Source organism: Arthrobacter sp. CJL-S3 (assembly GCF_056711635.1).
Map to the genome: position 1 here is coordinate 2,360,697 of NZ_CM160046.1, position 23,959 is coordinate 2,384,655.

A 23,959-nucleotide genomic window follows, 5' to 3' on the forward strand; every position below is an offset into this window, starting at 1 on the left:
ACAGCAAAGGCTCCCCGGTTGCCCGGAGAGCCTTTGCTGCTGATCATGTCAGGCTACTTGGTGCCGTCCGCCTTTTTGGCTTCCGGTTTGAAGTCCACGCCGGCTTCCTTGCGCTGCTGCGCCGTGATCGGGGCAGGCGCCTGGGTCAGCGGGTCGAAGCCGCCGCCGGACTTCGGGAACGCGATGACGTCGCGGATGGACTCCACGCCGGCCAGCAGCGCGACCACACGGTCCCAGCCGAACGCGATGCCGCCGTGGGGAGGCGCGCCGAACTTGAAGCCCTCGAGCAGGAAGCCGAACTTGGTCTGCGCATCCGCCTTGTCCAGGCCCATCAGTTCGAAGACCCGTTCCTGGATGTCGCTCTGGTGGATACGGATGGAGCCGCCGCCGATTTCGTTGCCGTTGCAGACGATGTCGTAGGCGTAGGACAGCGCTGATTCGGGATCCTTGTCGAAGCTGTCCATGAACTCGGGCTTGGGCGAGGTGAACGCGTGGTGCACGGCGGTCCACTGTCCGGCGCCGACAGCGACGTCGCCGGACGCGACGGCCGCTGCGGCCGGTTCGAACATCGGGGCGTCGACCACCCAGCAGAAGGCCCAGTCACTCGGGTTGATGAGGCCCGTGCGGTGGCCGATCTCCACGCGGGCGGCACCCAGCAGCGCGCGGGACGGTGACTTCTCGCCGGCGGCGAAGAAGATGCAGTCGCCCGGCTTCGCGCCAACGGCCTCGGCCAGTCCGGCGCGCTCGGTGTCGGTCAGGTTCTTGGCCACGGGGCCGGCGAGTTCGCCGTCTTCCTTGAACAGGACGTAGGCCAGGCCCTTCGCGCCGCGCTGCTTGGCCCATTCCTGCCAGGCATCGAGGGCGCGGCGGGCCTGGGAGGCTCCGCCCGGCATAACGACGGCGCCGACGTAGGGTGCCTTGAAGACGCCGAAGTTGGTGTCCTTGAAGAACTCGGTCAGCTCGGTGAGTTCCAGGCCGAAGCGCAGGTCCGGCTTGTCCGAACCGTAGCGGGCCATCGCGTCGTGGTAGGTGATCCGCTGGATGGGCGTCGGGATCTCGACGTCGATCAGCTTCCACAGTGCCTTGACGATGCTTTCGCCGAGCCGGATGATGTCATCCTGCTCGACGAAGCTGGCTTCGATGTCGAGCTGGGTGAACTCCGGCTGCCGGTCCGCGCGGAAGTCCTCATCGCGGTAGCAGCGGGCGATCTGGTAGTACTTTTCGAAACCGCCGACCTGCAGGAGCTGCTTGAACAGCTGCGGGGACTGCGGCAGCGCGTACCAGGAACCCGGCGCCAGGCGCGCGGGAACCACGAAGTCGCGGGCGCCTTCCGGCGTCGAGCGCGTCAGCGTCGGGGTTTCGATCTCGACGTAGCCGTCCTGGTGGAGCAGTTCGCGGGCCACACGGTTGGCCTCGGAGCGCAGGCGCATGTTGCGGGCGGGGCCGGGGCGGCGCAGGTCCAGGTAGCGGTGCTTGAGGCGGGCTTCCTCGCCGACTTCGACGTGCTCGTCGATCTGGAACGGCAGCGGCTCGGAGGTGTTGAGGATGGTGACCTTCTCGGCCATGACCTCGATCTCGCCGGTGGCCAGCGCCGGATTCTCGTTGCCCTCGGGGCGCCGGGAAACGGTGCCGATGACCTGCAGCACGTACTCGTTGCGCAGCCCGTGGAAGACTTCCTCTTCACGGACGACCACCTGGGACACCCCCGTGGCGTCGCGCAGGTCAACGAAGGCGACACCACCGTGGTCACGACGCCGGCCGACCCAGCCGGCGAGGGTTACGGTTTGTCCAATGTGCTCGGAGCGAAGGGATCCGAGGTCATGTGTGCGCAGCACAGCACGCCTTTCTGAAGAAGACAGAGGGAAATCAAAACTCATGTTCAATAGGATCGCTACTGGAACGATCCCGTTCGAGTTTACCCGTTGGAAAGGCACCTCCCGCCATGGCAAGCCGGCATCAGAGCACGCCCTCCCCTGACCGGCGCACACCCGGGCAGCTGCAGCGCCGCCTGGGCGTCCTGGATTCGACGGCGATCGGGCTCGGCTCCATGCTGGGCGCCGGAGTGTTTGTGGTCTTCGCGCCCGCCGCTGCCCTGGCCGGTCCCCTGCTGGCCGCCGCGGTGGCCCTGGCCGGCGTGATCGCGTACTGCAATGCGGTGGCCTCGGCCCAGCTGGCCGCCCAGTACCCCTCCAGCGGCGGCACGTACGTCTACGGGCGGAAACGGCTGGGCGAATGGCCGGGCTTCATCGCGGGCTGGGGCTTCGTGACCGGAAAGACTGCCTCCTGCGCGGCGATGGCCCTGACGTTCGGCCACTATGTGGCCCCGGAATTCGCGACGCCGCTGGCGGTGGCCGCCGTTGTGGTCCTGACCGGCGTGAACCTGCTCGGGATCACCCGGACGGCCCTGCTGACCCGGATCCTGCTGGCCGTGGTGCTTGCCACCCTCGCGTTCGTGGCGGCGGCGTCGATTCTGGGACCGCATCCTGCATCGGACGGTGCCGCCGGCGCCGCCGCGGCGGGCGCCTGGGGTGTGCTCCCGGCGGCGGGACTGATGTTCTTTGCCTTCGCCGGGTACGCCCGGATCGCGACGCTGGGCGAAGAGGTCAAGGACCCGACCCGCACCATCCCGCGGGCCATTCTCGCGGCCCTGGCCGCGGCGTTCGTCATTTACCTCGGGATGGCGCTGCTGCTGCAGTGGCACCTGCCGGCGGAACAGCTGGCCGGCTCGACGGCGCCGCTGCTCGACGCCGTCACCAGCTCACAGCTCAGCGCCGGTGCTCCGTTCGTGCAGGCCGGCGCGGCCGCCGCGTGCCTCGGCGCGCTGCTGGCACTGATCACGGGAGTGGGCCGGACCGCGATGGCGATGGCGCGGGAACGTGACCTGCCGTCCCCGCTCGCCCGGGTGGGCGGCGCGCATACGGTTCCGTTCCTCGCCGAACTGACCGTCGCGGCCGCCGTCATCGTGCTGCTGCTGACCACCAACGTGCTGACGGTCGTGGGCTTCTCCAGCTTCGGCGTGCTGATCTACTACTCGGTGACGAATGCCGCCGCCTTCACGCTGTCCGCGCGTCCCTGGCATGCCCCGCGCTGGCTCAACGTGCTGGGCTTCCTCGGCTGCCTGATCCTGGCCGTGACCCTGCCGCCGGCCTCGGTGCTGGGCATGGCGGCGGTGCTGGCCGTCGGCGTTGCCGGGCGCTTTGTGGTGCTGCGGCTTCGGTTGCGGCGCCGGAAAGCCGCCGCCTAGGCCTTCAGGACCCGGACGTGCAGGTCCTCCGCGACCGGAGCCCAGGTGGCCGGATCGGCGTCGACCTGTTCGCCGGAGCGGATGTCCTTGACCTGGTGCTTGCCGTCGTCGTCGGTGAACCAGACAAAGGGGATGCCGCGGCGGTCCGCGTACTTGATCTGCTTGCCGAACTTCTCGGCCTTGGCCGCCACCTCGGAGGCGATCCCGCGGCTGCGCAGCTCCGCGGCGACGTCCTGCGCGGCGCCCCAGCTGTCATCGCTGTTGAGCGCTACCAGCACGGCGGTCGGCACGGACCGTGTTGCCTTCGCGAGGTCCTGGCTGAGGATCCGGGAGACCAGCCGGGTCACGCCGATGGAGAGGCCGACGCCGGGGAACTTGCGGTTGCCCTTGCTGGCGAGGGCGTCGTAGCGCCCGCCGGAGCAGATCGAGCCGAGCTGTTCGTGGCCCACCAGGATGGTTTCGACCACGGTGCCGGTGTAGTAGTCCAGGCCGCGGGCGATGCTGAGGTCAGCGACGACCTTGCCGGGCGCCCGCTGGACGGCTGCGGCAATGACCTGCTCCAGTTCGGTCAGGCCCTCCTCAAGGAGTTCGTTGCTGACCCCGAGGGCGCGGACCTGCTCCACGAAGGAGGTGTCCTCGGTACGGATCGAGGCCAGCTTCAGGGCGGCCTGGGCCTGCTCGTCGGTGGCTCCGAGCTCGGTCTTCAGCAGCTCAGCCACCTTGGCCGGGCCGATCTTCTCGAGCTTGTCGATGCTGCGCAGCACGCCGGCGGTGTCGGTGAGCCCTACGCCGTTGTAGAAGCCCTCGGCCAGCTTGCGGTTATTGATCCGGAGCAGGAAGGCCGGGATCGGCAGGGCACTCAGGGCTTCGGCGATGACCAGCGCAATCTCGACGTCGTAACGGAACGGCAGCTCGCCGTCGCCCACAATGTCGATGTCGGCCTGGGTGAACTCGCGGGCACGGCCTTCCTGCGGACGCTCGCCGCGCCAGACCTTCTGGATCTGGTAGCGGCGGAACGGGAAAGCGAGGTAGCCGGCGTTTTCAACGACGTACCGGGCGAACGGCACGGTGAGGTCAAAGTGCAGCGCCAGGGCGTGCGGATCGCCTTTGTGAGACTTGGCGGCGCCGGCTGCGGTGCCTGTGGCGCTTTCGTCGTCCTCCTGGAGCCGGCTCAGCCCGTAGACCTCTTTGTCGATCTCGCCCTTGCGGAGCAGCTGTCCGACCGTCTCCACCGCGCGGGTTTCAATGGAGGAAAAACCATGGAGTTCAAAGACCCGGCGCAGCGTGTCCAGCACATGCAGCTCCACCAGCCGCTCCTCGGGAAGCCACTCGGGGAATCCGGACAGGGAGGCGGTGCGTGCCATGGTGGATTTTCTCCTCAGGTAAAACCGGCCGGAGTCTCCTGCGCCGCGCTGCGGCCGAAACGGCCGTCCGAAACGGGGATCAGATGGGCGGCAGACAGGCCGGTCATGCATAAACTGTGTGCGGCAGTCAGTTTATGCGTTCCGCGCCCGCAACTTCTAATGCGGCCGGCCACGCCCCCGGCTGCCGGCAGCTTTACCGCTGAACACGCGACGGCGCCCACGCGCCGCCCCGGTTTCGGCCCTACACCCAGGAGGACTTTTGGCGGCCAGTTCACGGAGCGCCCGCGAAGCCAAGCGGCGCGTCCAGCAAATGGAGGCGAAGCGTGAGCTGCGCAAGGAGCAGGACAAGCGCCGCAGGCGCGACAACATCCTCGCCGTTAGCGCAGGAACCGCCGCCGTCGTCGTTGCGCTGGTGCTGCAACTGACGGTCTTCTCCTCCAACCCCACCGAGGACGAATACGCCGCCGCCCAGGCCGGGCTGACCACACCCTCGGCCACGCCGTCGCCCTCCCCCAGCAACGCCGACAACATCCCGAAGCCTGAAACGGCCGCCGGGCAGACCTTCACCGGCGAACTCAAGCTCAACAGCGGCACGCTCGGCGTCGAACTGGACGGCACCAATGCACCCCAGGCGGCCGCCGTCTTCAAGTCCCTCGCGGACCAGAACTTCTACGCCGGGCTCAACTGCCACCGGCTCACCACCGCCGAGACGTTCGGCGTGCTGCAGTGCGGTTCCAAGGCCGGCGACGGCAGCAGTGACCCGAGTTTCACCTGGGGCCCGCTGGAGAACACCCCGCCGGACAACAACTACCCGGCCGGAACCATCGCCGTCGCCCGCAGCGGCGGGAACGCCTACGGCAACGGCACCCAGTTCTTCATTGTGTACAAGGACACCGTCATCCCGGCCGACGCCGCCGGCGGTTACACCGTCGTGGGGAAGGTGACCTCGGGACTGGATGTGGTGACCAATATTGCGGCCGCGGGACTAAAACCGGGTGATAACGCCACAGACGGCGCCCCTGCGGAACCAGTCACGATAGACTCGTTCTCTCTGAAGTAACCAGCCGTTGTCCTTGTGGCCGCGGCCCCGGTATTTCCCTCCAAGCGAAAGACTTCTAGCGGTGACAGACAGTCAGAAATCCGACGAAACAGTGTCAGCAGCAGCTGCCAACGAGACCGAAGCTGAGGCCGAGTTCGTAGAACAAGGCACAGAACAGGGCCCGGCACAGGCGACAGACACTCCCAACAGCACGGTGCCGGAGACGGCACCCGAGCCCGAAGCGGAAGCCGCGACGGCCGAGGCCGCACCCGAGGCTCCTGCCGCCGCTGAGGCTCCGGCCGAGGAAGTCGCACCGGAGGCTCCGGCCGCCGCTGAGGTAACCGAGTCTCCGGAAGCCACTGAGGCTCCCGAGGCTCCGGCCGCCGCTGAGGTATCCGAGGCACCCGCTGCTGCAGCCGCACCCGAGGCTCCGGCCGCACCGGAGGCCCCCGCCGCGCCGCGTCCGGCTCCGTCACCGGCAGCGTTCGCCGCCCGGCCGAAGTCCAAGCCCTCCCCGGCAGCTCCGGCGGCCGCACCGGCCACCGTGTCCTCTGCCGCGTCGCTGGCCGAAGCCGCACGCTGGGGCCGCGTCGAGGGCGACGGCCACGTGTTCCTGACCGTGGACGGCGAGGAACATCCCGTCGGCCAGTACCCCGGCGTCAGCGATGACGAAGCCCTGGGCTACTTCGCCCGGAAGTACGACGACGTCGTGGCGCAGATCGTTCTGCTGGAACAGCGCGTGAGCTCCAAGGCCCCCGCCACGGACATGCAGAAGACCGTCACCCACCTGCGGGAGCAGCTCGCCGAGCGCAACATGGTGGGCGACCTCCGCTCCGCCGAAGCCCGCCTGGACAAGCTGGCGACGCAGATTTCTGAGCTCGAAAAAGCCGAGAAGGCCGAACACGAAGCCGTCCGCGCCGCCGAACTGGCAGCCCGCGAGGCAATCGTGGCAGAAGCCGAGGAGATCGCGGGCCACGACCCTGCCCAGATCCAGTGGAAGACCTCCAGCGCCCGGATGAACGAGCTGTTCGAGAGCTGGAAGACCGCGCAGAAGAGCGGTGTCCGGCTCGGGCGCAGCAACGAGGACGCCCTCTGGAAGCGTTTCCGTGCCGCCCGTACCGTCTTTGACCGGCACCGCCGCGCGTACTTCTCCCAGCTGGACAGCACCAACTCGGCAGCCAAGGCCGCCAAGGAGAAGCTGATCACCGAGGCCGAGGCCCTGTCGACCTCGACCGACTGGGGCTTTGCCGCCGGTGAATACCGCCGTCTGATGGACGAGTGGAAGGCGTCACCGCGCGCCAGCCGCAAGGACGACGACGCCCTCTGGGCCCGGTTCCGGGCCGCGCAGGACGTCTTCTTCACCAACCGGCAGGCAGCCAACGACGAGATCGACCAGGAATACGGCGCCAATCTGGTGGTCAAGGAAGCCCTGCTCGTGGAAGCCAACGAACTGCTTCCCATCAAGGACCTCGCCGCAACAAAGAAGGCGCTCCAGTCCATTCGTGACCGCTGGGAAGAAGCCGGCAAGGTTCCCCGCGCCGATATGGGGCGTGTCGAAGCCGGGCTGCGGAAGGTCGAAGACGCCGTCCGCAACGCCGAGGACGAGAACTGGAAGCGCTCGAACCCGGAGACGAAGGCACGCACCAACAGCGCATTGACGCAGCTGGAGTCGGCCATCGCGGGACTCAGGGACGACCTGGCCAAGGCCGAGAAAGCCGGCGACGAGCGGAAGATCAAGGCTGCCAAAGAAGCCCTGGAGGCCCGTGAGGCCTGGCTGGAACAGCTCGAGAAGTCTGCGAGCGAGCTCTCCTAGCAGCAAGCGCCACAGCGCCCGGCTTTACGAAGCAGGCCGCGGCAGGCCCCGCACCGGTTATCCACATCACCGGGTCGGGGCCTGTTTGCTGCGCCGGGGAGCGGACAGGATGGCTAAATGGTCATTCTTCACGGCCCGCCCCCGCCCGAGTCAGCCCCGCCCAAGCCGGCTCCGCCCGACCTGCCTCTGCCCGAGATGTACTGCCCCGGGGCACCGTTCTCCTGGCCCGAGCTACAGGCGATGGCGTCCGACGGCGTACTGACGCAGCTGTACCAGCGCGGCTACCTGCCGCCGGGTACACGGGCCACCCCGCAGCTCCGGGCCCGTGCGGCGTCCATCCTGGTTAGTCCCGCCATCCGCCAGCGGGTCGTCGCGGGCCGGATGACGGCAGCCTGGATTTATGGCTGTGCCGCCGAACCGGACCGGCTCGCCATGCTGGTGGACGCCAACCGACGGATTTCGAGTCTGCGCTCCACCCGCTGCTGCACTTTCCATGAGGTGCGTCTGGGCCCCTTCGACGTCGTGAGCCTGGGCGGGCTGATGGTCTCGAGCCCGCTGCGGACCTCAGTGGACATCGCCCTGCATGTGGAACAGGCGCGGGCGGTGCCGGCCCTGCGGGCGCTGCTGGGTGCGCCCGAGCTGGGCCTGAGGCTGCGGCTGCTCATGCAGGCCATTGAAGCCACCCCGGGGATGCCCTACAGGAAGGCGGCCCTGGCGAAGCTCGAACAGCTGGGGGCGGGCCCGGCCCCTTAGCGCCGCACCAAGGGCCGTTCGGGCCGGCCCTAGCTGCGCCGCCGGTTGCCTGTGGTCCGGTAGACGTCAAACACGCCGTCGATGCGGCGGACGGCGCTCAAAACGTGGCTCAGGTACTTCGGGTCGCCCATCTCGAAGGCGAACTTGGAGATGGCCACCCGGTCCGTGGACGTGTGGACGCTGGCTGCCAGGATGTTGACGTGGTTTTCGGAGAGGATCCGCGTCACATCCGAGAGTAGCGACTTGCGGTCGAGGGCTTCGACCTGGATTTCGACCAGGAAGACGCTTGACTGCGTGGGCGCCCACTCGACCTCGACGATCCGGTCGGGTTGCTCAAGCAGACCGCTGACGTTGGTGCAGTCCGTCCGGTGCACCGAGACGCCGGAGCCGCGGGTGACGAAACCCAGGATCGGGTCCGGCGGCACCGGGGTGCAGCAGCGGGCGAGTTTGACCCAGACGTCGTCCACGCCGCGCACCACGACGCCCGAATCGGAGTACCGGGTCTTGGTGACCTGGGTGGGAATGGAAATCTCGGTGAGGTCGTCCTCGGGGGTGTCATTGCCGCCGAGGCTCTCCACCAGGCGTTCCATAACGGACTGGGCGGAGGTGTGCCCGTCTCCCACCCCTGCGTAGAGGCCGGAAATGTCGACGTATTTGAAGTCCTCGGCGATCGCGGCGAGGGCATCGTGCGTCATCAGGCGCTGCAGCGGGAGGTTCTGCTTGCGCATCGCCTTGGTCAGCAGTTCCTTGCCGCGTTCGATCGATTCCTCGCGGCGTTCCTTGCTGAACCACTGCCTGATCTTGTTGCGGGCCCGGGCGCTCTTGACGAAGTGCTGCCAGTCCTGGCTGGGCCCGGCGCCTTCAGCCTTGGACGTGAAGATTTCCACCCAGTCGCCGTGGTTCAGTTCGCTGTTCAGCGGAACCAGCTTGCCGTTGACGCGGGCACCGATGGTCCGGTGGCCCACCTCGGTGTGAACGGCGTAGGCGAAGTCCACGGGCGTGGAGCCGGCGGGCAGGGCCATGACCTCGCCCTTGGGGGTGAAGACGAAGACTTCCCGGGCGTTGATTTCAAAGCGCAGGGAGTCCAGGAACTCGCCGGGGTCAGAGGTTTCCTGCTGCCAGTCCACCAGCGACCGGAGCCAGCCCATGTCGCCGTCGCGCGGGCTTCCGGGGCCGGCGGCCGCCCGGTTCGGCTGGTCCTTGTACTTCCAGTGCGCGGCGACGCCGTATTCGGCGCGGCGGTGCATCTCGTGGGTGCGGATCTGGATCTCCACGGGCTTGCCGCCCGGGCCGATCACCGTGGTGTGCAGCGACTGGTACATGTTGAACTTGGGCATCGCGATGTAGTCCTTGAACCGCCCGGGAAGGGGGTTCCAGCGCGAATGCATGGCGCCCAGGGCCGCGTAACAGTCCCGGACGGAGTCGACCAGGACGCGGACGCCCATCAGGTCATTGATGTCGTCGAAGTCCTTGTCCCGGACGATCATCTTCTGGTAGATCGAGTAGTAGTGCTTCGGCCGGCCCGTGATGGTGGCCTTGATCTTGGCCTCGCGCAGGTCCTCGGTGATCTGGTTCCGGATGACGGAGAGGTTCTTTTCCCGTTCGGGGGTCCGGTCCCCCACCATCCGCACGATCTCCTCGTAGACCTTCGGGTAGAGCGCCGCAAAGGACAGGTCTTCGAGTTCCCACTTGATCGTGTTCATGCCGAGCCGGTGGGCCAGCGGGGCGAAGATCTCCAGGGTTTCCCGGGCTTTGCGTGCCGAGGACTCGGCGGAGACGAAGCGCCATGTTCGGGCGTTGTGCAGCCGGTCCGCCAGCTTGATCATCAGGACACGGATGTCCTTGGCCATGGCCACGACCATCTTGCGCACGGTCTCGGACTGCGCGGCCTCGCCGAAGCTGACTTTGTCGAGCTTGGTGACACCGTCCACCAGCATGGCGACTTCCGGCCCGAACTCGGCCTTCAGGTCCTCCAGGGTGTACGAGGTGTCCTCGACGGTGTCGTGCAGGAGCGCCGCTGCCAGCGTCGTTCCGCTGAGTCCCAGCTCGGCCAGGATGGTGGCCACCGCGACGGGGTGCGTGATGTAGGGATCGCCGCTCTTGCGCTTCTGGCCCCGGTGGCAGCTTTCCGCCACGACGAAGGCGCGCTGGATGAGGTCGAAGTCCTCTTTGGGGTTGTTGGCCCGCACGGTGCGCAGCAGCGGCTCGAGAATGGGCGAATAGGCGGGGGCGCCGCGCCCGGTCAGGCGGGCCAGGCGGGAGCGGGTGCGTTCGCGCCGGCCGGGGAAGGTGGGGCGTGCGCCCGAGCTGTCCACGGGGACCGGCGGATCGGCACGTCCGGGAGCCACCACACCAGTCTGCGTACCCTGGCCTGGGGCCTTATCCGCCGGCGCTGATGGCACCGGCGTCGAACGTTCTTCCAATGGAGCACCTCTCCGAACCCGTTAATTCTTCCAGTGTATTCCCGCAGCAGGATACTTCGATAACCGGGAGCGGTACGCCGACGGGCCGGAGAGCGTCACGAATGACGTTCTCCGGCCCGTTGGGGACCGCGGGCAGACCCCGGGTTGGTGCGCGGTCCGGGAGGACCTTAGCGGCTAAGCCGTGGCCGGCTCCGCCGGGGAGTCGGTTTTGGCGGCAGCATGGGCGCGGCGATGGTGCACACGCTCGGCCTGCTTGACCAGCTCCGGTTCGCCCTGGCGCAGCCAGGCGTAAAGCGGCGCGGCGATGAAAATCGTGGCCGCCGTGCCGATCAGGATCCCGACAAACAGGGCCAGCGAGAGGTCCCGCAGCGTTCCGGCGCCCAGCAGTCCCGCGCCGATGAAGAGGATGGCGCCGACCGGGAGGATAGCCACCATCATGGTGTTGATGGAGCGGACCAGGGTCTGGTTGACGGCCAGGTTAACTTCCTCGCCGAAGGTCCGCCGGGTGGAGGCCTGCAGGTCCGCGGTGTTCTCACGGATCTTGTCGAAGACCACCACTGTGTCGTAGAGCGAGTAGCTCAGCACGGTCAGGAACCCGATGATGGCCGACGGCGTGACTTCGAAATCGCTGAGGGCGTAGACCCCGGCGGTGATGAACATCGTCACGAGCATGCCCACGATCGCTGAGAGCGACATCTTCCAGGTCCGGAAGTACAGCGCCATCAGCACCGCGGCGAGTCCGACGAAGATCGCCAGGCCCAGCAGCGCCTGCTTGGTGACGTCAGCACCCCAGGTGGGGCCGATGAAGGTGGAGGTCACCTCGTTGTCCGTCACACCGTAGGCCGAGGTGAGGCCTGCCTTGATCTGGAGCGTCTCATCTTCCGTGAGCTTGTCCGTCTGGATCCGCATGGTGTTGCCGGCGACGTTCGCTACCCGCGGGACGCTGCCGGGGACTACATCCTCGACGGCCTTCTCGCCGATGGTGGCGTCGGTGGTTTTCACGTTGGAGACGGTGAATTCGGAGCCGCCGCGGAATTCGATCCCGAGGTTGAAGCCCCCCTTGACGACCGGCAGGAGGATCGAGAGCGCCACAAGCACGGCCGCGATCAGGAACCAGATCTTCTTGGATTCCACGAAGTCGTACGAGCGTTTGCCCGTGTAGAGCTCATTACCGAAATTGGCGAAGCTGGTGGCCATTTAGTTGCCCTCCTTGGACGTGCTCTTGGAGGAGCCAGCAAGCTGTTCCTGTCGTTCCGCGAGGCGTCGTTCTGCAATGGTCATCCGGCGTTCGGCCTCGGCCGTGGCGCCGGTGTTCTTGGCGCGGAGCGCGGCAACAGCAGCCGGCTTGTCCGCGGGAGTGCGGAACCGGCCCGCGCCCCGGTACAGGGGAACGGCGCCGAGGCTCTTCGGGTCCAGTCCGGAGAGCGGGTGGCCTTCACCGAAGAACTTGGTGCGGGCCAGCAGCTGCAGGGTCGGGTGGGTGAACATAAAGACCACGATGAGGTCGGCGATGGCCGTCAGGCCGAGCGTGAACGCGAAGCCGCGGACGTTGCCCACTGCTACGAAGTACAGCACCAGGGCGGCCAGCAGGTTGACGGCCTTGGACGCCAGGACGGTGCGCTTGGCCCGCTTCCAGCCGTTCTCGACTGCCGAGACGAGGCCGCGGCCTTCCCGGAGCTCATCGCGGATACGTTCGAAGTAGACGATGAACGAGTCCGCGGTCTGGCCGATGGCCACGATGATGCCTGCGACGCCGGCCAGGGACAGCCGGTAGTTCTCGGTCCAGCCCAGGATGGCGATGGCCAGATACGTCAGCGCGCCGGCCATCACCAACGAGGCCACGGTGACCAGGCCCAGTGCCCGGTATTGGATCAGCGAATAGACCACGACCAGCAGCAGGCCGATCAGGCCGGCGAGCATACCCATCCGGAGCTGCTCGCCACCGAGGGTGGCGGAAATCTGCTGTTCGCTCTGGATCTCGAAGCTGATCGGCAGGGCGCCGAAGCGGAGCTGGTCGGAGAGGGCCTTCGCGGACTCCTCGGTGAAGCCGCCGGTGATCTGCGGACGGCCGTCGGTGATGACGGCGAGGGACCGCGGAGCGGAAATGACCTGGTCGTCGAGGACGATCGCGAACTGGGACTTCGGATCCGAGCCGCTCTGGCCGCCGCCGGCGATGTAGAACTGGTACAGCCGCTCGGTGACTTCCTTGAACTTGGCGGTGCCTTCTTCGTTGAACTGGATGTTGACAGCCCACTCGTTGGTCACGGCGCCCTGGGCGCCGCGCTGCAGCTGGAAGGAGGAACCTGCGATGTCGGCGCCCCTGACCTCGACCGGGCCCAGGATGTACTTGATCGCCGGGGAGTTGGCGGAGGCCGGTTCGCAGGTGACCAGCGGCTGGGCCGGGTCGGAGCGTTCCTGCTTGTCCTGCGACGGGTTGTCACAGTCGAGCGTCTCGAACTTCTTGTAAATTTCGGGGGTGATCCAGTTCACGTCGCTGCCGTTGGCGGGCTCAGCGGTGGGCTTGGGCAGCTGGTCGTCCGGGGTCAGTGCCTCCGCGGGGACGGGTGCGCCCGGACCGGCCTGGAGGACGGGCCGGAAGTTCATGTCGGCGGACGCCTGGATCAGCGCACGGGTTTCCTTCGACGGTGTGCCCGGCAGGCTGACGACGACGTTGCGTCCGGACTGCGTGCTGATCTCAGCTTCCGCGACGCCCGAGCCGTCCACGCGCTGGCGGATAATCGCCACGGCCTGGTTGAGCTGTTCTTCGGTGATGTCCGAACCGCCCTCAACCTTGGGCGCCAGGATCATCTGGGTGCCGCCTTCAAGGTCCAGGGCGAGCTTGGGAGTCCAGCTCGCCTGGCCGGCCATGGTGCCGCCTGCCAGGACAGCGGTCAGGACGGCGAGGATAACGCCGAGCCAGACCAGCACCCTGAGGGCTGTGTTTTTGGGGCCAGTTCGTGCCATTGTCGATCTTTCTATTATTTACGGAGGAAACCGCCGGGCGGCCCGGTCGGGCCGCTCCGGCGGTGGCCCGCAGCCGTTACTTCGCGGGATAGCTCAAACAGGCAGACTAGCTGTCTTTCTTGCCTTCGTCGTTGAGGCGGCGCAGGGTTTCTTCCGGCGTCTCAACGCGCGGGGCGTCGTTGACGGGGGCGGCGCTGTCGGCCTTCTCGGTGGTCAGCGAGGAGGCGTCGTCCGGAACGACCGTGGGCTCCTCGGCGGCGACAACCGGTTCGACGATCTTGGTGACGGCCTGGCGGTGAACCGTGGCGGTGTTACCCGGGGAGAGTTCCAGCAGGACCTTGTTCTCTTCATCGTCGATCTCGACGATGCGGCCGTACAGGCCGAAGCTGGTCATGACCTCGACACCCGGGGCGAACTTCGACTGGAGCTGCGCCTGCTGCTGCTGGGTCTTCTTGTTGCGGCGGAACATCATGAAGACGAAGACGCCGAGCATGGCGAACAACAGGATGGTCATGATGTCGATGCCGCCGCCGGCCTGCGGCTGGGTCTGGGCAGAAATAAGTCCGAACACAGGGATAGTTCCGTTCTGTACTTGCGTAGCTGGTTTTCCAGCAACGTCCGCTTCGCTCCGGGCTGGCTGGGTATCATGCCGAACCGACGGCGGCCAGGTGCTGGCCGCGCACAGAAACAAAGACCCGAACGTGCCGAGCGTCATTCCAGTCTAAAGGGAAAAGGTTACGGAGCGGTGCTATTGACTATTACGGATCCATTCCGGATCAGCGTCCTGGTCCTGCGCGCCCTGCAGTTCCAGGCTGTCGTCCTCGGCCGGGAAGAGTTCGAGCGGGTCCTGGGCGAAGATACCGGGCGGCACCGCAAAGCCGAGGTGCGTCCAGGCCGGGGCGAGCGCGATGCGCCCCCGCGGGGTACGTCCCAGCAGCCCCTCGCGGACGAGGTACGGCTCAGCGACGGTTTCCACCGTTTCGGTCTCTTCGCCGACGGCGATGGCCAGGGTGGACAGGCCCACCGGCCCGCCGCCGAATTTGGTGATGAGGGCTTCCAGAACGGCACGGTCGAGCCGGTCCAGTCCGCGTTTGTCGACCTCATACATGTCCAGCGCCGCGGAGGCGGCGCGGGCGTCGATCTGCTCTATACCGTGCACCAGCGCCCAGTCGCGAACCCGGCGCAGGAGCCGGTTGGCGATGCGGGGCGTGCCGCGGGATCGGCCGGCGATTTCGCTGAAGCCGGCGGAGTTGACCTTGAGGTCCAGGAGTCCGGCGGAGCGCCGGAGAACGAGCTCCAGTTCGGCCACGGAGTAGAACTCGAGGTGGCCGGTGAAGCCGAAGCGGTCCCGGAGCGGTCCGGGGAGCAGGCCGGCCCGGGTCGTGGCGCCCACCAGGGTGAAGGGCGGCAGTTCCAGCGGGATGGCGGTGGCGCCGGCACCCTTGCCGACGACAATGTCGACCCGGAAGTCCTCCATTGCCATGTACAGCATTTCCTCGGCCGGCCGGGACATCCGGTGGATCTCGTCGAGGAAGAGCACTTCACCCTCGGACAGCGAGGACAGGATGGCCGCCAGGTCCCCGGCGTGCTGGATGGCGGGGCCGCTGCTGATCCGCAGCGGGGCGTTCATCTCGGCGGCGATGATCATGGACAGCGTGGTTTTGCCCAGCCCGGGAGGGCCCGAGAGCAGGACGTGGTCGGCGCTGCGGCCGCGCATGCGCGAGGCCTCCAGTACGAGGGAGAGCTGGCGGCGGACCCGGTGCTGGCCGACGAAGTCGTGCAGGTTCTTGGGCCTGAGGGCGGCTTCGATGACCCGCTCCTCCGGCTCCTCTCCCCCGGCGACAACCGACGGCTCAGCCACGGGCGCCTACCCTGTTCCCGGCGCGGGCGCCGTCCTGGCCAAGCCAGCGGAGGGTGGCGCGCAGGATCTCGGCGACGTTGCCCTTCTCGGCGAGTTCGGGGGAATCAGCCAGGGATTTGTCGATGCTGGACGTGGCGTCCTTCTCGGACCAGCCCAGGCTCGTCATGGCGGCGACGACCTGCGGCTTCCAGACCGCTTCGGAGGAGGCGGCCGGGGCCGGGGCACCTGCCGCGGTTCCGAGCGGCACGAGCTTTCCGGCCAGCTCCAGCACGATCCGGCCGGCGACCTTGGGGCCGATGCCGGGCACCTTTGTGAATGCCTTGCCGTCGCCGGAGTGCGCGGCGACCCGGATCGCTTCGGGCTCGTGTACGGCCAGGACGGCCAGCGCCAGCCGGGGCCCGACGCCGCTGACGCTGAGCAGGATATCGAAGACTTCGCGTTCGTCGTCGCTGCCGAAGCCGAACAGGGTGAGGGAATCCTCGCGGACGATCAGGGAGGTGAAGAGCTTCCCTTCCTCGCCGGTGCGGAGCCTGCTGAGGGTTTGCGGGGTGGCGTTTACGCTCATGCCGGCGCCGTTGAGGTCGATCACGGCGGAGGACAGGCCGACGTGCGCTACGGTTCCGCGGAGAAAACTGATCAAAGCCGGGCTCCTGAAAATTCAGCTGAAAGAGAGAACCGGGAAGACCCGGCTATCCGAACATATCTACGAATACCCTATCAAGTGCTGCGCCCGGAAAGCCGGACATTCAGCGTGCACGGCGCGCTTTGGCCTCCGCGTCCGCCCAGGCCCGCTGGGCCGGGGTCAGGGACAGGCTGCCCGGTCCCGTCGTGGAAACAACGGCGCCGCTCCCGGCCCGCCAGGCGTGGGTGATGGCCAGGGCGAGGGCGTCGGCGGCGTCGGCCGGCCGGGGCGGGGCGTCGAGCCGGAGAATCTTGGTGACCAGCTTGGTGACCGCATCCTTGTTCGAGGTACCGCTGCCGGTGACGGCGGCTTTCACCTCGGACGGGGTGTGCAGGGCCACCGGGATTCCGCGGCGTGCGGCGGCGGCGATCACGACGCCGGATGCCTGCGCGACGCCCATCACGGTGCTGACGTTGAGCTGCGAGAAGACGCGTTCGACGGCGAGGACGTGCGGTTCGTACTTGTCGAGCCACTCGTCGATGGAGGTGGCGATGACCAGCAGACGCTGGTCCAGGCTTTCCTCCGGGGAGGTTCCGACGACGCCGAACGCCACCATGGTGGCGCGGCGGTTCTTCTCGACGTCCACGACGCCGATCCCGCAGCGGGTGAGGCCCGGATCGACGCCGAGGACGCGGAGGGTCACTCGGATTCCAGTGCGGCCTGCACTTCGTCGCTGAGGTCGGCGTTGCTGTAGACGTTCTGGACGTCGTCGAGTTCCTCGAGGGCGTCGACGAGCTTCAGGAACTTCTTGGCGGCGTCGAGATCCAGCGGGACCTGCATGGACGGGACAAACTCTGCCTCGTCGGTGTCGTACTCCATCCCGGCTTCCTTGAGCGCATCGCGGATGGCCTGGAGGTCGGTCGGTTCGGAGTGGACCTCGAAGCTGTCGCCGTTGTCCTTGACTTCCTCGGCGCCGGCGTCGAGGACTGCCATCAGGACATCGTCCTCGGTCAGGCCGTTCTTCGGCAGCGAAACAACGCCCTTGCGGGAGAAGAGGTAGCTCACCGAACCGGGGTCGGCGATAGTGCCGCCGTTGCGGGAGATGGCGAGCCGGACCTCAGAGGCTGCACGGTTCTTGTTGTCCGTAAGGCATTCGATCAGCAGTGCGGAGCCCTGCGGTCCGCGGCATTCGTACATGATCTCGGTGTAGTCCACGACTTCGCCGGTGAGGCCGGCGCCGCGCTTGATGGCGCGGTCGATGTTGTCAGCGGGGACCGAGGTTTTCTTGGCCTTGGTGACGGCGAGTTCCAGGCCCGGGTTGCCGGCAAGGTCCGGGCCGCCCATGCGTGCGGCAACTTCGATGTTCTTGATCAGCTTGGCGAACGACTTGGCCCGGCGGCTGTCGAGGATGGCCTTCTTGTGCTTGGTCGTCGCCCATTTGGAGTGGCCTGACATGCTTTACGCTTCTCCTCTGATCATTCGGATAAACAATTCGTGCACGCGCTTCTCCCCCGTGACTTCCGGGTGGAAGGAGGTGGCCAGCAGCTTGCCGGCACGCACTGCAACAATTCTAGCCGTCCCGGCCAGCGCCTCGGGGTGGGAGGCCTTGGACGGTTCCACGGTGGCGAGGACCTCCACGCCGGCGCCGACGCGTTCCACCCAGGGTCCGCGGATGAAGACCGCGTGGACAGGGGCGACGCCGTCGGCGGTGGCGCTGAAGTCGAGGCCCTTGAAATCGAGGTCCGTTTCGAAGGATTCGCGCTGCCGGCCGAAGGCATTCCGGCGCACCGTGATGTCCAGTCCGCCGAAGGTCTGCTGGGGGTTGCCGGCGAGGTCCTTGGCGGGGTCGGTGATCTCCTCCGCGAGGAGGATCATCCCGGCGCACGAGCCGTAGACCGGCAGCCCGTCCCGGATGCGTTGGCGCAGCGGGTCGCGGAGCCCGAAGGCGCGGGACAGCTTGTCGATGGTGGTCGATTCGCCGCCGGGAATGATGAGGCCGTCGAGGCCGTCGAGTTCGGACGGCCGGCGCACGCCGACGCCCGTGGCGCCGGCCGCTTCCACCGCGTGCAGGTGTTCGCGGAAGTCGCCCTGAAGTGCGAGGACGCCGATCCGCAGCCCTGAACCCACGCGGGAAGAGGGCGCAGAAGTGGGGTTGGTCATCGGACCAGCATAGTGGCCCGGACACGTGGCGTGCCGCCTCCCGGCGGGCTTCCATGCCCCCGCTGGGATATATTACAAAGCATGTTTTACTTCAGCGTTCCGCTCGGCAAGCTCGTCCGCCGGGTCTCCCGGCTTAGGGGCGGAGGCTCTGCCCTTCCCGGGCTCGTGGTCGAAAAAATCGACCCCGGCTTCATGCGCAGGACCCTGTCCACGCTGCCGCACGGCGTCGCCGTCGTCAGCGGCACGAACGGCAAGACGACCACCACGAAGATGGTAGTGGAACTGCTCGAGAGCCAGGGCCTGAAGGTGTTCACGAACCGCACCGGCAGCAACTTCACCCGCGGAGTGGCCGCGGCGCTGATTGGCGAGGTGGACTGGCGGGGACGGCTGAACGCGGACGTCGCCGTGCTGGAGTTGGACGAGGCCCACGCGGTGCACTTCGTCAACCAGGTCCCGCCGCGCTACTGCCTGCTGCTGAACGTTCTGCGGGATCAGCTGGACCGCTTCGGCGAGATCGATAAGACCGCGCAGCTGCTCCAGCACATCGCTTCCAAGACCACCGGTACGGTCGTGCTGAACCGGGAGGACCCGCGTGTGGCGCGGATCGCGGAAAGGCTTAAGGCGGAAACGCCCAAATCAGGCACACCCGCCGGTCCCGACGTCCTCTACTTCGGCCTCGACGATTCCCTGCTGAGCACCTTCCCGAACGACGACGAGATGCGGGCTGCCCCCGGCAGCCCGGTGCCGCCGGCTCCCGCGAAGCCGCACGCCGACGTCGTGCTGCGCCGGGTGGGTGCGGCGGACGCGGATTTTGAGTACGACGGCGTCACGGCCACCACCGCGATGAAGCTCCGCGGGGTCTACAACATCTTCAACGCCGCGGCGGCGCTGACGCTGGCCAGGGCCATCGCGGTGGGCAACCCTGTCCCTGGAAAAACAGCCGTCGCGGACAACGAGGGCCTGCTGAAGGCGCTGGCCGAGGTGGCGCCGGCGTTCGGGCGCGGTGAGAGCCTCGTCGTCGACGGCCTGCCGCTGGACCTGATCCTGGTGAAGAACCCCAGCGGCTTCCGGCTCGGGCTGAAGTCCTTCCCGGCCGCGGGCTACGCCACGATGATCGCGATCAACGACAACTATGCCGACGGGCGGGACATGTCCTGGCTCTGGGACGTCGAATTCGACACCCTCCGGGAGGCCGGCGTGGACCAGTTGAGCGGCTCGCGCGCCTACGACATGGCCCTTCGCCTGCAGTACGACGATGTCGCGATCGGCGCGGTGGATACCGACATTGCGCCCGCGCTGGCGGCCTTCATCAGCGGCGCCCGGGACAAACCGAAGCGGGTCTTCTGCACCTACACAGCGATGCTGGCGATCCGCCGCGAGCTGTCCAAAATCACCACAGTGGAGGTGGTCTCATGACCCCCCAGCCCGAGTCCACGTTCTCCTTCGGGCACGAGCTTCCGCCCGAGGAATCCCCGGCGCCCAGCAAGGGCACGATCCGGGTCCTGCAGCTCTACCCGCGGGACATGAACATCTACGGCGACTGGGGCAACGCGCTGGTGCTGGCCCAGCGGCTGCGCTGGCACGGGTACACGCCGGAGCTGCTCGAGTACAACGTCGGCGACGCGTTTCCCTCCGACATTGACCTGGTTGTCGGCGGCGGCGGGCAGGACAGCGGCCAGCTCGTCATCCAGGATGACCTGCTGTCGCGCGAGACCGTCCTGAAGGAATTGGCCGAGGACGGCACACCGATGCTGGTGATCTGCGGGCTCTACCAGCTGTTCGGGAAGTTCTTCAAGACCCGGACGGGGTCTGTGATCCCTGGGATCGGCATCCTGGACGTGGAGACCCACGGCACGGACGAGCGGCTGATCGGCAACGTGTCGGTCTCCTCCCCCGAGTTCGGCACCGTCCTGGGGTACGAGAACCACAGCGGCCAGACCACGCTTGGTCCGGGCGTGTCCCCGCTGGGCAGCACGGCCAAGGGCACCGGCAACAATAGCACCGACGGCCAGGAAGGCGCCCGCTACCGGAACATCGTGGCGAGCTACCTGCACGGCTCCCTGCTGCCGAAGAACCCGGCGCTGGCGGACTTCCTCATCCGGACGGCCGTCGAACGCAAGTACGGCAGCTTCTCCCCCGGCACGCCGGACGACTCCTACGCCGTCCTGGCCCGCGAGCACGCCGCCCGCCGCCCGCGCTGAGCCGGGTACTCAGAAAAGCGCCGCGAGGATCAGCCAGGCGGCGGCGATGAGGCCGACGGCGATGGCCCGCCGGTTCCACGACGAGCTGACAGTGCCTGTGGTGGCAGTCAGTCCGGCAGTCCGCGCATCCTGCCAGGCGGCAACGATGGCGTTACGGCCGGTCTCCGTCTCTTCCTGTCTGATGCGCTCGTTGCCCGGGAAGATGCTGTGCGGACGGCTCTTCAAGTCACTGACGTGGCCGAATCCGGAGCCGAAGGCCCCCGGTGGTGTTGGCGCTCCCCAGCTGGTGTAACGCAGGCCGGCAGCCCTGACCACCACGGTATAGCGGACCTCAATATCGTCAACTGCGTCGAACGGTATCCGGTGGTCGCGAAGCCCGTTGACGAGCTGGAACCCGTGCGCGTCCGTCCGGAGGCACGGCCGCCACTGCGCCACATAGACGAACCATGACGCCAGGAATAGCCACGGCGCCGCCGCTATGGCACCGTCCGTCCTGCCGGCCAGCAGCAACCAAGCCGGGACCACTGTGGCGACAAGCCACACCATGACTGCGACCGGCCGCGCAGATCCAGCCCGGTGCGTCATAACTGTGGACAGGGCGCCTTGGCTGCCCGACGAATGGGTCCGCCTGTTGGCGCGACTGTTGCCTGCTGTTCGCAATGGATCCCCCACCATCGGCGTAACGGCTCCCCGCCTGGGCAGCCGCGTTTGGCCCAGCATAGCCTCAGCGGCTCCAACCGTCGGTAGATTGGTGCAGCAATGAGAGATTCCCTGGAGGAGCAGTGCAATGATCCTGATTGACCGTGACGAGCCCGGGCGTGGGGACGTCCAGCAGCTCCTGAGCGAGCACCTCGTGGACATGTACGCCACCTCGCCCGCCGAAAGTGTGCACGCGCTCGATTCCGCGGCCCTCGCAGGACCGGCCATCACATTCTGGACCGCGAGGGAGGATGCCGAGGTGCTCGGCTGCGCGGCGCTGAAGGAGCTCCAGCGGGGCCGGGGCGAGATCAAGTCGATGCGCTCCGCTGCCCACGCACGGGGCCGCGGCATCGCCACCCTCCTGCTGACCCACGTCCTGGCCGAGGCCCGACTCGGCGGCTATCACCGCCTGTACCTTGAGACCGGAAGCCAGGACTTCTTCGCGCCGGCGCGGCGGCTGTACCAGCGTCACGGATTCAGCATTTGCCCGCCCTTCGCCGACTACGGCGACGACCCGAACAGCGTCTATATGACCCTGGACTTGGACCCGGGCCGGCCGTAGCCCCCGCGCGTTTTCCGGTCGCGGTCCCCACGTTCCGGTGGCGGGTCAGCTGCGTCCGGCGAACGCCAGCACGTCCTGCGCGATGCGTCCGCTCGACGCTGCCCTGAGATGGCCCTTCCCTTCGTACCAGACGAGGGTGCAGTCCGGGATCAGCCCGGCCGTTTCCTGGGCGACGTCGCGGGGGAAGAACTGATCGGAGCCTCCGCAGATCAGCAGCACGGGCCGCCGGATGAGCGGGAGCACCGCACGGGAATTGAAGGTCATTTCGCCGTTCACCTCGGTCAGGACGTCCTGGGCCGGGAAATCGGAACCGCTCATCAGCCGGCGGCTGATCAGGGGCCCGATCAGCCGCCGCAGCCAGATCAGGCGCCGGCCCGGCAGCAGATACTCGGCGAAGACCGTCCCGGCGCCGTTCGCGTCCCCGCCTGCGAGGGCCTGGGCCATCCGCGCGTCGACGTCCTTGCCCCAGTCGCTCAGCTCCGCGGCAGTGACCACCATGGCGATGTGGCCGAAGGAGTTGGGGTGCCGTGCGGCGAGATACTGGGCGATCATCCCGCCAAAGGACTCAGCCACGATGACGTCAACGCGACCGCCGAACTCCTCGGCGATGAGCCCTGCGTAGTCGTCCGCCATGTCGGCGATGCTGTGCTCCGGCGGCATGCCCCGGCGCCGGGTCACCATCCAGACGGCGAAGCCGGCGTCAAGAAAGGCATCGAACTGCCGCCGGAATATCCGGCGCAGCATGCCCTTGGGAACCGTGCTGCCGGGGCCGCCCTGGATGAAGAGGAGTGTCTTCGGGCCGCTGCCCCAGCTCAGGTACTCCATGCCGTTGGGGAAGGTCCCGTTCCGGGGTTCCCGGTCCGCTGTCGATCCTTGGCCCACGAAGGCCTCCTGTCAGATTTGCTGCTACGGTTCCTTGGTGATGAGCAGTTCGTGCGCGCCCGCAGCGGCTGCCCCCATCGACTCGACCGCCGTCTGGGTGCGCTTGCGGGTGGCCGCGTCCGCCGCGGCACCGGCGCAGGAACCCTGCGGGGCGTCGGAGGCAACCGAGCACCAGCGGTAGGGGCCGCGGACAATGACCGACGGGGCCCAGGCCAGGTCGGACGCGGTCCAGGTACCGGCGGCGTCCTCGCTGAACTGGGCCCTGAGCAGCAGGCCCTCGTTGTTCACGACGTAGTTCGGCGAGAGTTCGGTGATCGCGTTGCCCAGGCCGTAGGCAATCCAGGTGCCCTTGTACTGCTCGATCGGCAGGACCGAGTGCGAGTGGTGGCCGTAGATCATGGTGAACTGGCCGCTGTCCGCGAGGGCGTGGGCGACGCTCTTCTGCTCGGCATTGGGCACGCTCGAATACTCCTCGCCGGCGTGCATCGCGCCCAGCACGATGTCGGCGCCCAGATCCCGGGCCTTCTTCGCCTTGGCGATCATGACCTCGGGGTCGAGCATGTCCACCTGCCAGGGCGCCTCCGGGAGCTGCCCGTTCAGCCCGTAGGTCGCACTGATCACGGCGATCTTCGCCCCGGCGGTCTGCAGGATCAGGACACCCTCGGCGTCGGCTGCGCTCCGGTAGGAACCCGTGTGCTGCAGCCCGGCGGCGTCGAGGGCATCCAGAGTGCGGACCAGCCCGGCGGTGCCGCGGTCGACGGTGTGGTTGCTCGCGGTGGTGCAGACCTGGTAGCCGACCTGCTGGACGGCCGTGATGATCTGCGGCGGAACGTTGAACGAGGGGTACGCGGAGAAGGGCCCGGCCGGGCCGGCGACGGGCGTCTCCAGGTGGCAGACCGCGAGGTCACCGCTCTCGACATATTTGCGCTGGCCCTCAAGCAGCGGCCCGAAGTCCAGGCCCTTGGCGCCGGCGGCCAGGGCATCCGCGCGGGCCTGCTCCCAGAGCTGGGCATGGGCCAGCATGTCCCCAGTGACCACTACCGAGGCGCAGCGGACGGCCGCGCAGTCGGGCCCCTTGCCCGGCGTCGGCGTCGGTGAAGGGCTCGGGGTGCTCGACGGCGACGCTGCCGGCGTCGTACCGGGACTCTGTGCCGCGGCCGAAGCGGCGATGCTCCCGGCGGCCGCGGGCGAGCCCGGGGCAGTGCTTTCGGTCTGGGCGCCGATGCCGCAGGAAGCCACAGAGGCCACAAGGGAGACCGCTGCGGCCGCGGCGAACAGACGGCCGCGCAGCTGGGGGGTGATGGTACGCATGGCGCCATCCTACGGCGGCCACGGCGCCAACACGGGGAGCAGACCATTGAGACTCACCCGT

Annotated in this window: 21 protein-coding genes; 7 read left to right on the forward strand and 14 right to left on the reverse strand. The window is 67.7% G+C overall.

Annotation, left to right across the window (positions count from 1 at the left end; all coding sequences use genetic code 11):
- Nucleotides 1-53: 53 nt before the first annotated feature.
- Nucleotides 54-1,835, reverse strand: a complete 1,782-nt coding sequence (gene aspS / locus AC06G6_RS10705) for an aspartate--tRNA ligase (protein ID WP_479821847.1) — start codon at nt 1,833-1,835, stop codon at nt 54-56.
- Nucleotides 1,836-1,942: 107 nt separating this feature from the next.
- Between aspS and AC06G6_RS10710 the strand changes: the two genes are divergently transcribed.
- Nucleotides 1,943-3,244: an APC family permease gene (locus AC06G6_RS10710; RefSeq protein ID WP_479821850.1), complete on the forward strand. Its 1,302-nt coding sequence runs from the start codon at nt 1,943-1,945 to the stop codon at nt 3,242-3,244.
- Here AC06G6_RS10710 and hisS read toward each other — a convergent pair.
- On the reverse strand, nt 3,241-4,608 hold the full coding sequence (hisS, locus tag AC06G6_RS10715) for a histidine--tRNA ligase (protein WP_479821852.1): 1,368 nt from the start codon (nt 4,606-4,608) through the stop codon (nt 3,241-3,243). The two genes, AC06G6_RS10710 and hisS, sit on opposite strands and share 4 nt — an antisense overlap.
- 259 nt (nt 4,609-4,867) lie before the next feature.
- Between hisS and AC06G6_RS10720 the strand changes: the two genes are divergently transcribed.
- The 3 genes from AC06G6_RS10720 to AC06G6_RS10730 all read left to right on the forward strand — a co-directional run bounded on the left by AC06G6_RS10720 (nt 4,868) and on the right by AC06G6_RS10730 (nt 8,213).
- Entirely contained in the window at nt 4,868-5,668 is an 801-nt protein-coding gene (locus tag AC06G6_RS10720) for a peptidylprolyl isomerase (RefSeq protein WP_479821854.1), read from the forward strand.
- 61 nt (nt 5,669-5,729) lie between these two features.
- Nucleotides 5,730-7,460 carry a DUF349 domain-containing protein gene (locus AC06G6_RS10725; protein WP_479821856.1) on the forward strand — a complete coding sequence of 577 codons (1,731 nt, stop codon included), beginning with the start codon at nt 5,730-5,732 and terminating at the stop codon, nt 7,458-7,460.
- A gap of 117 nt (nt 7,461-7,577) precedes the next feature.
- Complete coding sequence (locus AC06G6_RS10730; RefSeq protein ID WP_479821859.1) at nt 7,578-8,213, forward strand: hypothetical protein; 636 nt, start codon at nt 7,578-7,580, stop codon at nt 8,211-8,213.
- 29 nt (nt 8,214-8,242) lie between these two features.
- Here the strand turns inward: AC06G6_RS10730 and AC06G6_RS10735 are convergent, their stop codons facing one another.
- From AC06G6_RS10735 to pdxT, 9 genes are all read right to left on the reverse strand, one after another.
- Nucleotides 8,243-10,636: a RelA/SpoT family protein gene (locus tag AC06G6_RS10735; protein ID WP_370871352.1), complete on the reverse strand. Its 2,394-nt coding sequence runs from the start codon at nt 10,634-10,636 to the stop codon at nt 8,243-8,245.
- Nucleotides 10,637-10,810: 174 nt separating this feature from the next.
- Nucleotides 10,811-11,833: a protein translocase subunit SecF gene (gene secF, locus AC06G6_RS10740; protein ID WP_479821862.1), complete on the reverse strand. Its 1,023-nt coding sequence runs from the start codon at nt 11,831-11,833 to the stop codon at nt 10,811-10,813.
- A complete protein-coding gene (gene secD, locus AC06G6_RS10745; RefSeq protein ID WP_479821864.1) occupies nt 11,834-13,600 on the reverse strand; it encodes a protein translocase subunit SecD in 1,767 nt (588 codons plus the stop codon).
- 106 nt (nt 13,601-13,706) lie between these two features.
- On the reverse strand, nt 13,707-14,114 hold the full coding sequence (yajC, locus tag AC06G6_RS10750) for a preprotein translocase subunit YajC (RefSeq protein WP_479828632.1): 408 nt from the start codon (nt 14,112-14,114) through the stop codon (nt 13,707-13,709).
- Nucleotides 14,115-14,348: 234 nt separating this feature from the next.
- Nucleotides 14,349-15,461: a Holliday junction branch migration DNA helicase RuvB gene (gene ruvB, locus AC06G6_RS10755; RefSeq protein WP_479821866.1), complete on the reverse strand. Its 1,113-nt coding sequence runs from the start codon at nt 15,459-15,461 to the stop codon at nt 14,349-14,351.
- Nucleotides 15,454-16,101 carry a Holliday junction branch migration protein RuvA gene (ruvA, locus tag AC06G6_RS10760; protein WP_282383508.1) on the reverse strand — a complete coding sequence of 216 codons (648 nt, stop codon included), beginning with the start codon at nt 16,099-16,101 and terminating at the stop codon, nt 15,454-15,456. The genes ruvB and ruvA overlap by 8 nt, the downstream gene beginning before the upstream one ends.
- Nucleotides 16,102-16,207: 106 nt before the next feature.
- Nucleotides 16,208-16,786: a crossover junction endodeoxyribonuclease RuvC gene (ruvC, locus tag AC06G6_RS10765; RefSeq protein WP_479821869.1), complete on the reverse strand. Its 579-nt coding sequence runs from the start codon at nt 16,784-16,786 to the stop codon at nt 16,208-16,210.
- Complete coding sequence (locus tag AC06G6_RS10770; RefSeq protein WP_479821871.1) at nt 16,783-17,538, reverse strand: YebC/PmpR family DNA-binding transcriptional regulator; 756 nt, start codon at nt 17,536-17,538, stop codon at nt 16,783-16,785. The genes ruvC and AC06G6_RS10770 overlap by 4 nt, the downstream gene beginning before the upstream one ends.
- Nucleotides 17,539-17,541: 3 nt before the next feature.
- A complete protein-coding gene (pdxT, locus tag AC06G6_RS10775) occupies nt 17,542-18,243 on the reverse strand; it encodes a pyridoxal 5'-phosphate synthase glutaminase subunit PdxT (RefSeq protein ID WP_479821873.1) in 702 nt (233 codons plus the stop codon).
- Nucleotides 18,244-18,324: 81 nt separating this feature from the next.
- Here pdxT and AC06G6_RS10780 point away from each other — a divergent pair, with 81 nt between their 5' ends.
- Both AC06G6_RS10780 and AC06G6_RS10785 read left to right on the forward strand, forming a co-directional pair.
- The gene (locus AC06G6_RS10780; protein ID WP_479821875.1) at nt 18,325-19,659 is read left to right on the forward strand and encodes a MurT ligase domain-containing protein; all 1,335 of its coding nucleotides are present in this window, start codon (nt 18,325-18,327) and stop codon (nt 19,657-19,659) included.
- Between the two features lie 107 nt (nt 19,660-19,766).
- Nucleotides 19,767-20,444 carry a type 1 glutamine amidotransferase gene (locus tag AC06G6_RS10785; protein ID WP_479828633.1) on the forward strand — a complete coding sequence of 226 codons (678 nt, stop codon included), beginning with the start codon at nt 19,767-19,769 and terminating at the stop codon, nt 20,442-20,444.
- Nucleotides 20,445-20,453: 9 nt separating this feature from the next.
- On the opposite strand, the gene AC06G6_RS10790 is transcribed toward AC06G6_RS10785, so the two are convergent.
- A complete protein-coding gene (locus AC06G6_RS10790) occupies nt 20,454-20,990 on the reverse strand; it encodes a hypothetical protein (RefSeq protein WP_479821877.1) in 537 nt (178 codons plus the stop codon).
- Between the two features lie 241 nt (nt 20,991-21,231).
- Here AC06G6_RS10790 and AC06G6_RS10795 point away from each other — a divergent pair, with 241 nt between their 5' ends.
- On the forward strand, nt 21,232-21,705 hold the full coding sequence (locus AC06G6_RS10795; RefSeq protein WP_479821879.1) for a GNAT family N-acetyltransferase: 474 nt from the start codon (nt 21,232-21,234) through the stop codon (nt 21,703-21,705).
- Nucleotides 21,706-21,750: 45 nt separating this feature from the next.
- Here AC06G6_RS10795 and AC06G6_RS10800 read toward each other — a convergent pair whose 3' ends face one another.
- Both AC06G6_RS10800 and AC06G6_RS10805 read right to left on the reverse strand, forming a co-directional pair.
- The gene (locus AC06G6_RS10800) at nt 21,751-22,587 is read right to left on the reverse strand and encodes an alpha/beta fold hydrolase (RefSeq protein ID WP_479821881.1); all 837 of its coding nucleotides are present in this window, start codon (nt 22,585-22,587) and stop codon (nt 21,751-21,753) included.
- 24 nt (nt 22,588-22,611) lie between these two features.
- Nucleotides 22,612-23,898 (reverse strand): CapA family protein, encoded by a 1,287-nt coding sequence (locus tag AC06G6_RS10805; RefSeq protein WP_479821883.1) that lies wholly within the window; start codon nt 23,896-23,898, stop codon nt 22,612-22,614.
- Nucleotides 23,899-23,959: the final 61 nt, after the last annotated feature.

What these genes read in the sequence shown, in the direction of transcription:
- AC06G6_RS10805 (WP_479821883.1), bottom strand. Translation starts at nt 23,898, where the DNA reads ATGCGTACCATCACCCCCCAGCTGCGCGGCCGTCTGTTCGCCGCGGCC.
- pdxT (WP_479821873.1), bottom strand. Translation starts at nt 18,243, where the DNA reads ATGACCAACCCCACTTCTGCGCCCTCTTCCCGCGTGGGTTCAGGGCTG.
- AC06G6_RS10710 (WP_479821850.1), top strand. Translation starts at nt 1,943, where the DNA reads ATGGCAAGCCGGCATCAGAGCACGCCCTCCCCTGACCGGCGCACACCC.
- AC06G6_RS10780 (WP_479821875.1), top strand. Translation starts at nt 18,325, where the DNA reads ATGTTTTACTTCAGCGTTCCGCTCGGCAAGCTCGTCCGCCGGGTCTCC.
- AC06G6_RS10785 (WP_479828633.1), top strand. Translation starts at nt 19,767, where the DNA reads ATGAACATCTACGGCGACTGGGGCAACGCGCTGGTGCTGGCCCAGCGG.
- AC06G6_RS10795 (WP_479821879.1), top strand. Translation starts at nt 21,232, where the DNA reads ATGATCCTGATTGACCGTGACGAGCCCGGGCGTGGGGACGTCCAGCAG.
- yajC (WP_479828632.1), bottom strand. Translation starts at nt 14,114, where the DNA reads ATGACCATCCTGTTGTTCGCCATGCTCGGCGTCTTCGTCTTCATGATG.
- hisS (WP_479821852.1), bottom strand. Translation starts at nt 4,608, where the DNA reads ATGGCACGCACCGCCTCCCTGTCCGGATTCCCCGAGTGGCTTCCCGAG.
- AC06G6_RS10730 (WP_479821859.1), top strand. Translation starts at nt 7,578, where the DNA reads ATGGTCATTCTTCACGGCCCGCCCCCGCCCGAGTCAGCCCCGCCCAAG.
- secF (WP_479821862.1), bottom strand. Translation starts at nt 11,833, where the DNA reads ATGGCCACCAGCTTCGCCAATTTCGGTAATGAGCTCTACACGGGCAAA.
- AC06G6_RS10770 (WP_479821871.1), bottom strand. Translation starts at nt 17,538, where the DNA reads ATGTCAGGCCACTCCAAATGGGCGACGACCAAGCACAAGAAGGCCATC.
- secD (WP_479821864.1), bottom strand. Translation starts at nt 13,600, where the DNA reads ATGGCACGAACTGGCCCCAAAAACACAGCCCTCAGGGTGCTGGTCTGG.
- AC06G6_RS10790 (WP_479821877.1), bottom strand. Translation starts at nt 20,990, where the DNA reads ATGGTGTGGCTTGTCGCCACAGTGGTCCCGGCTTGGTTGCTGCTGGCC.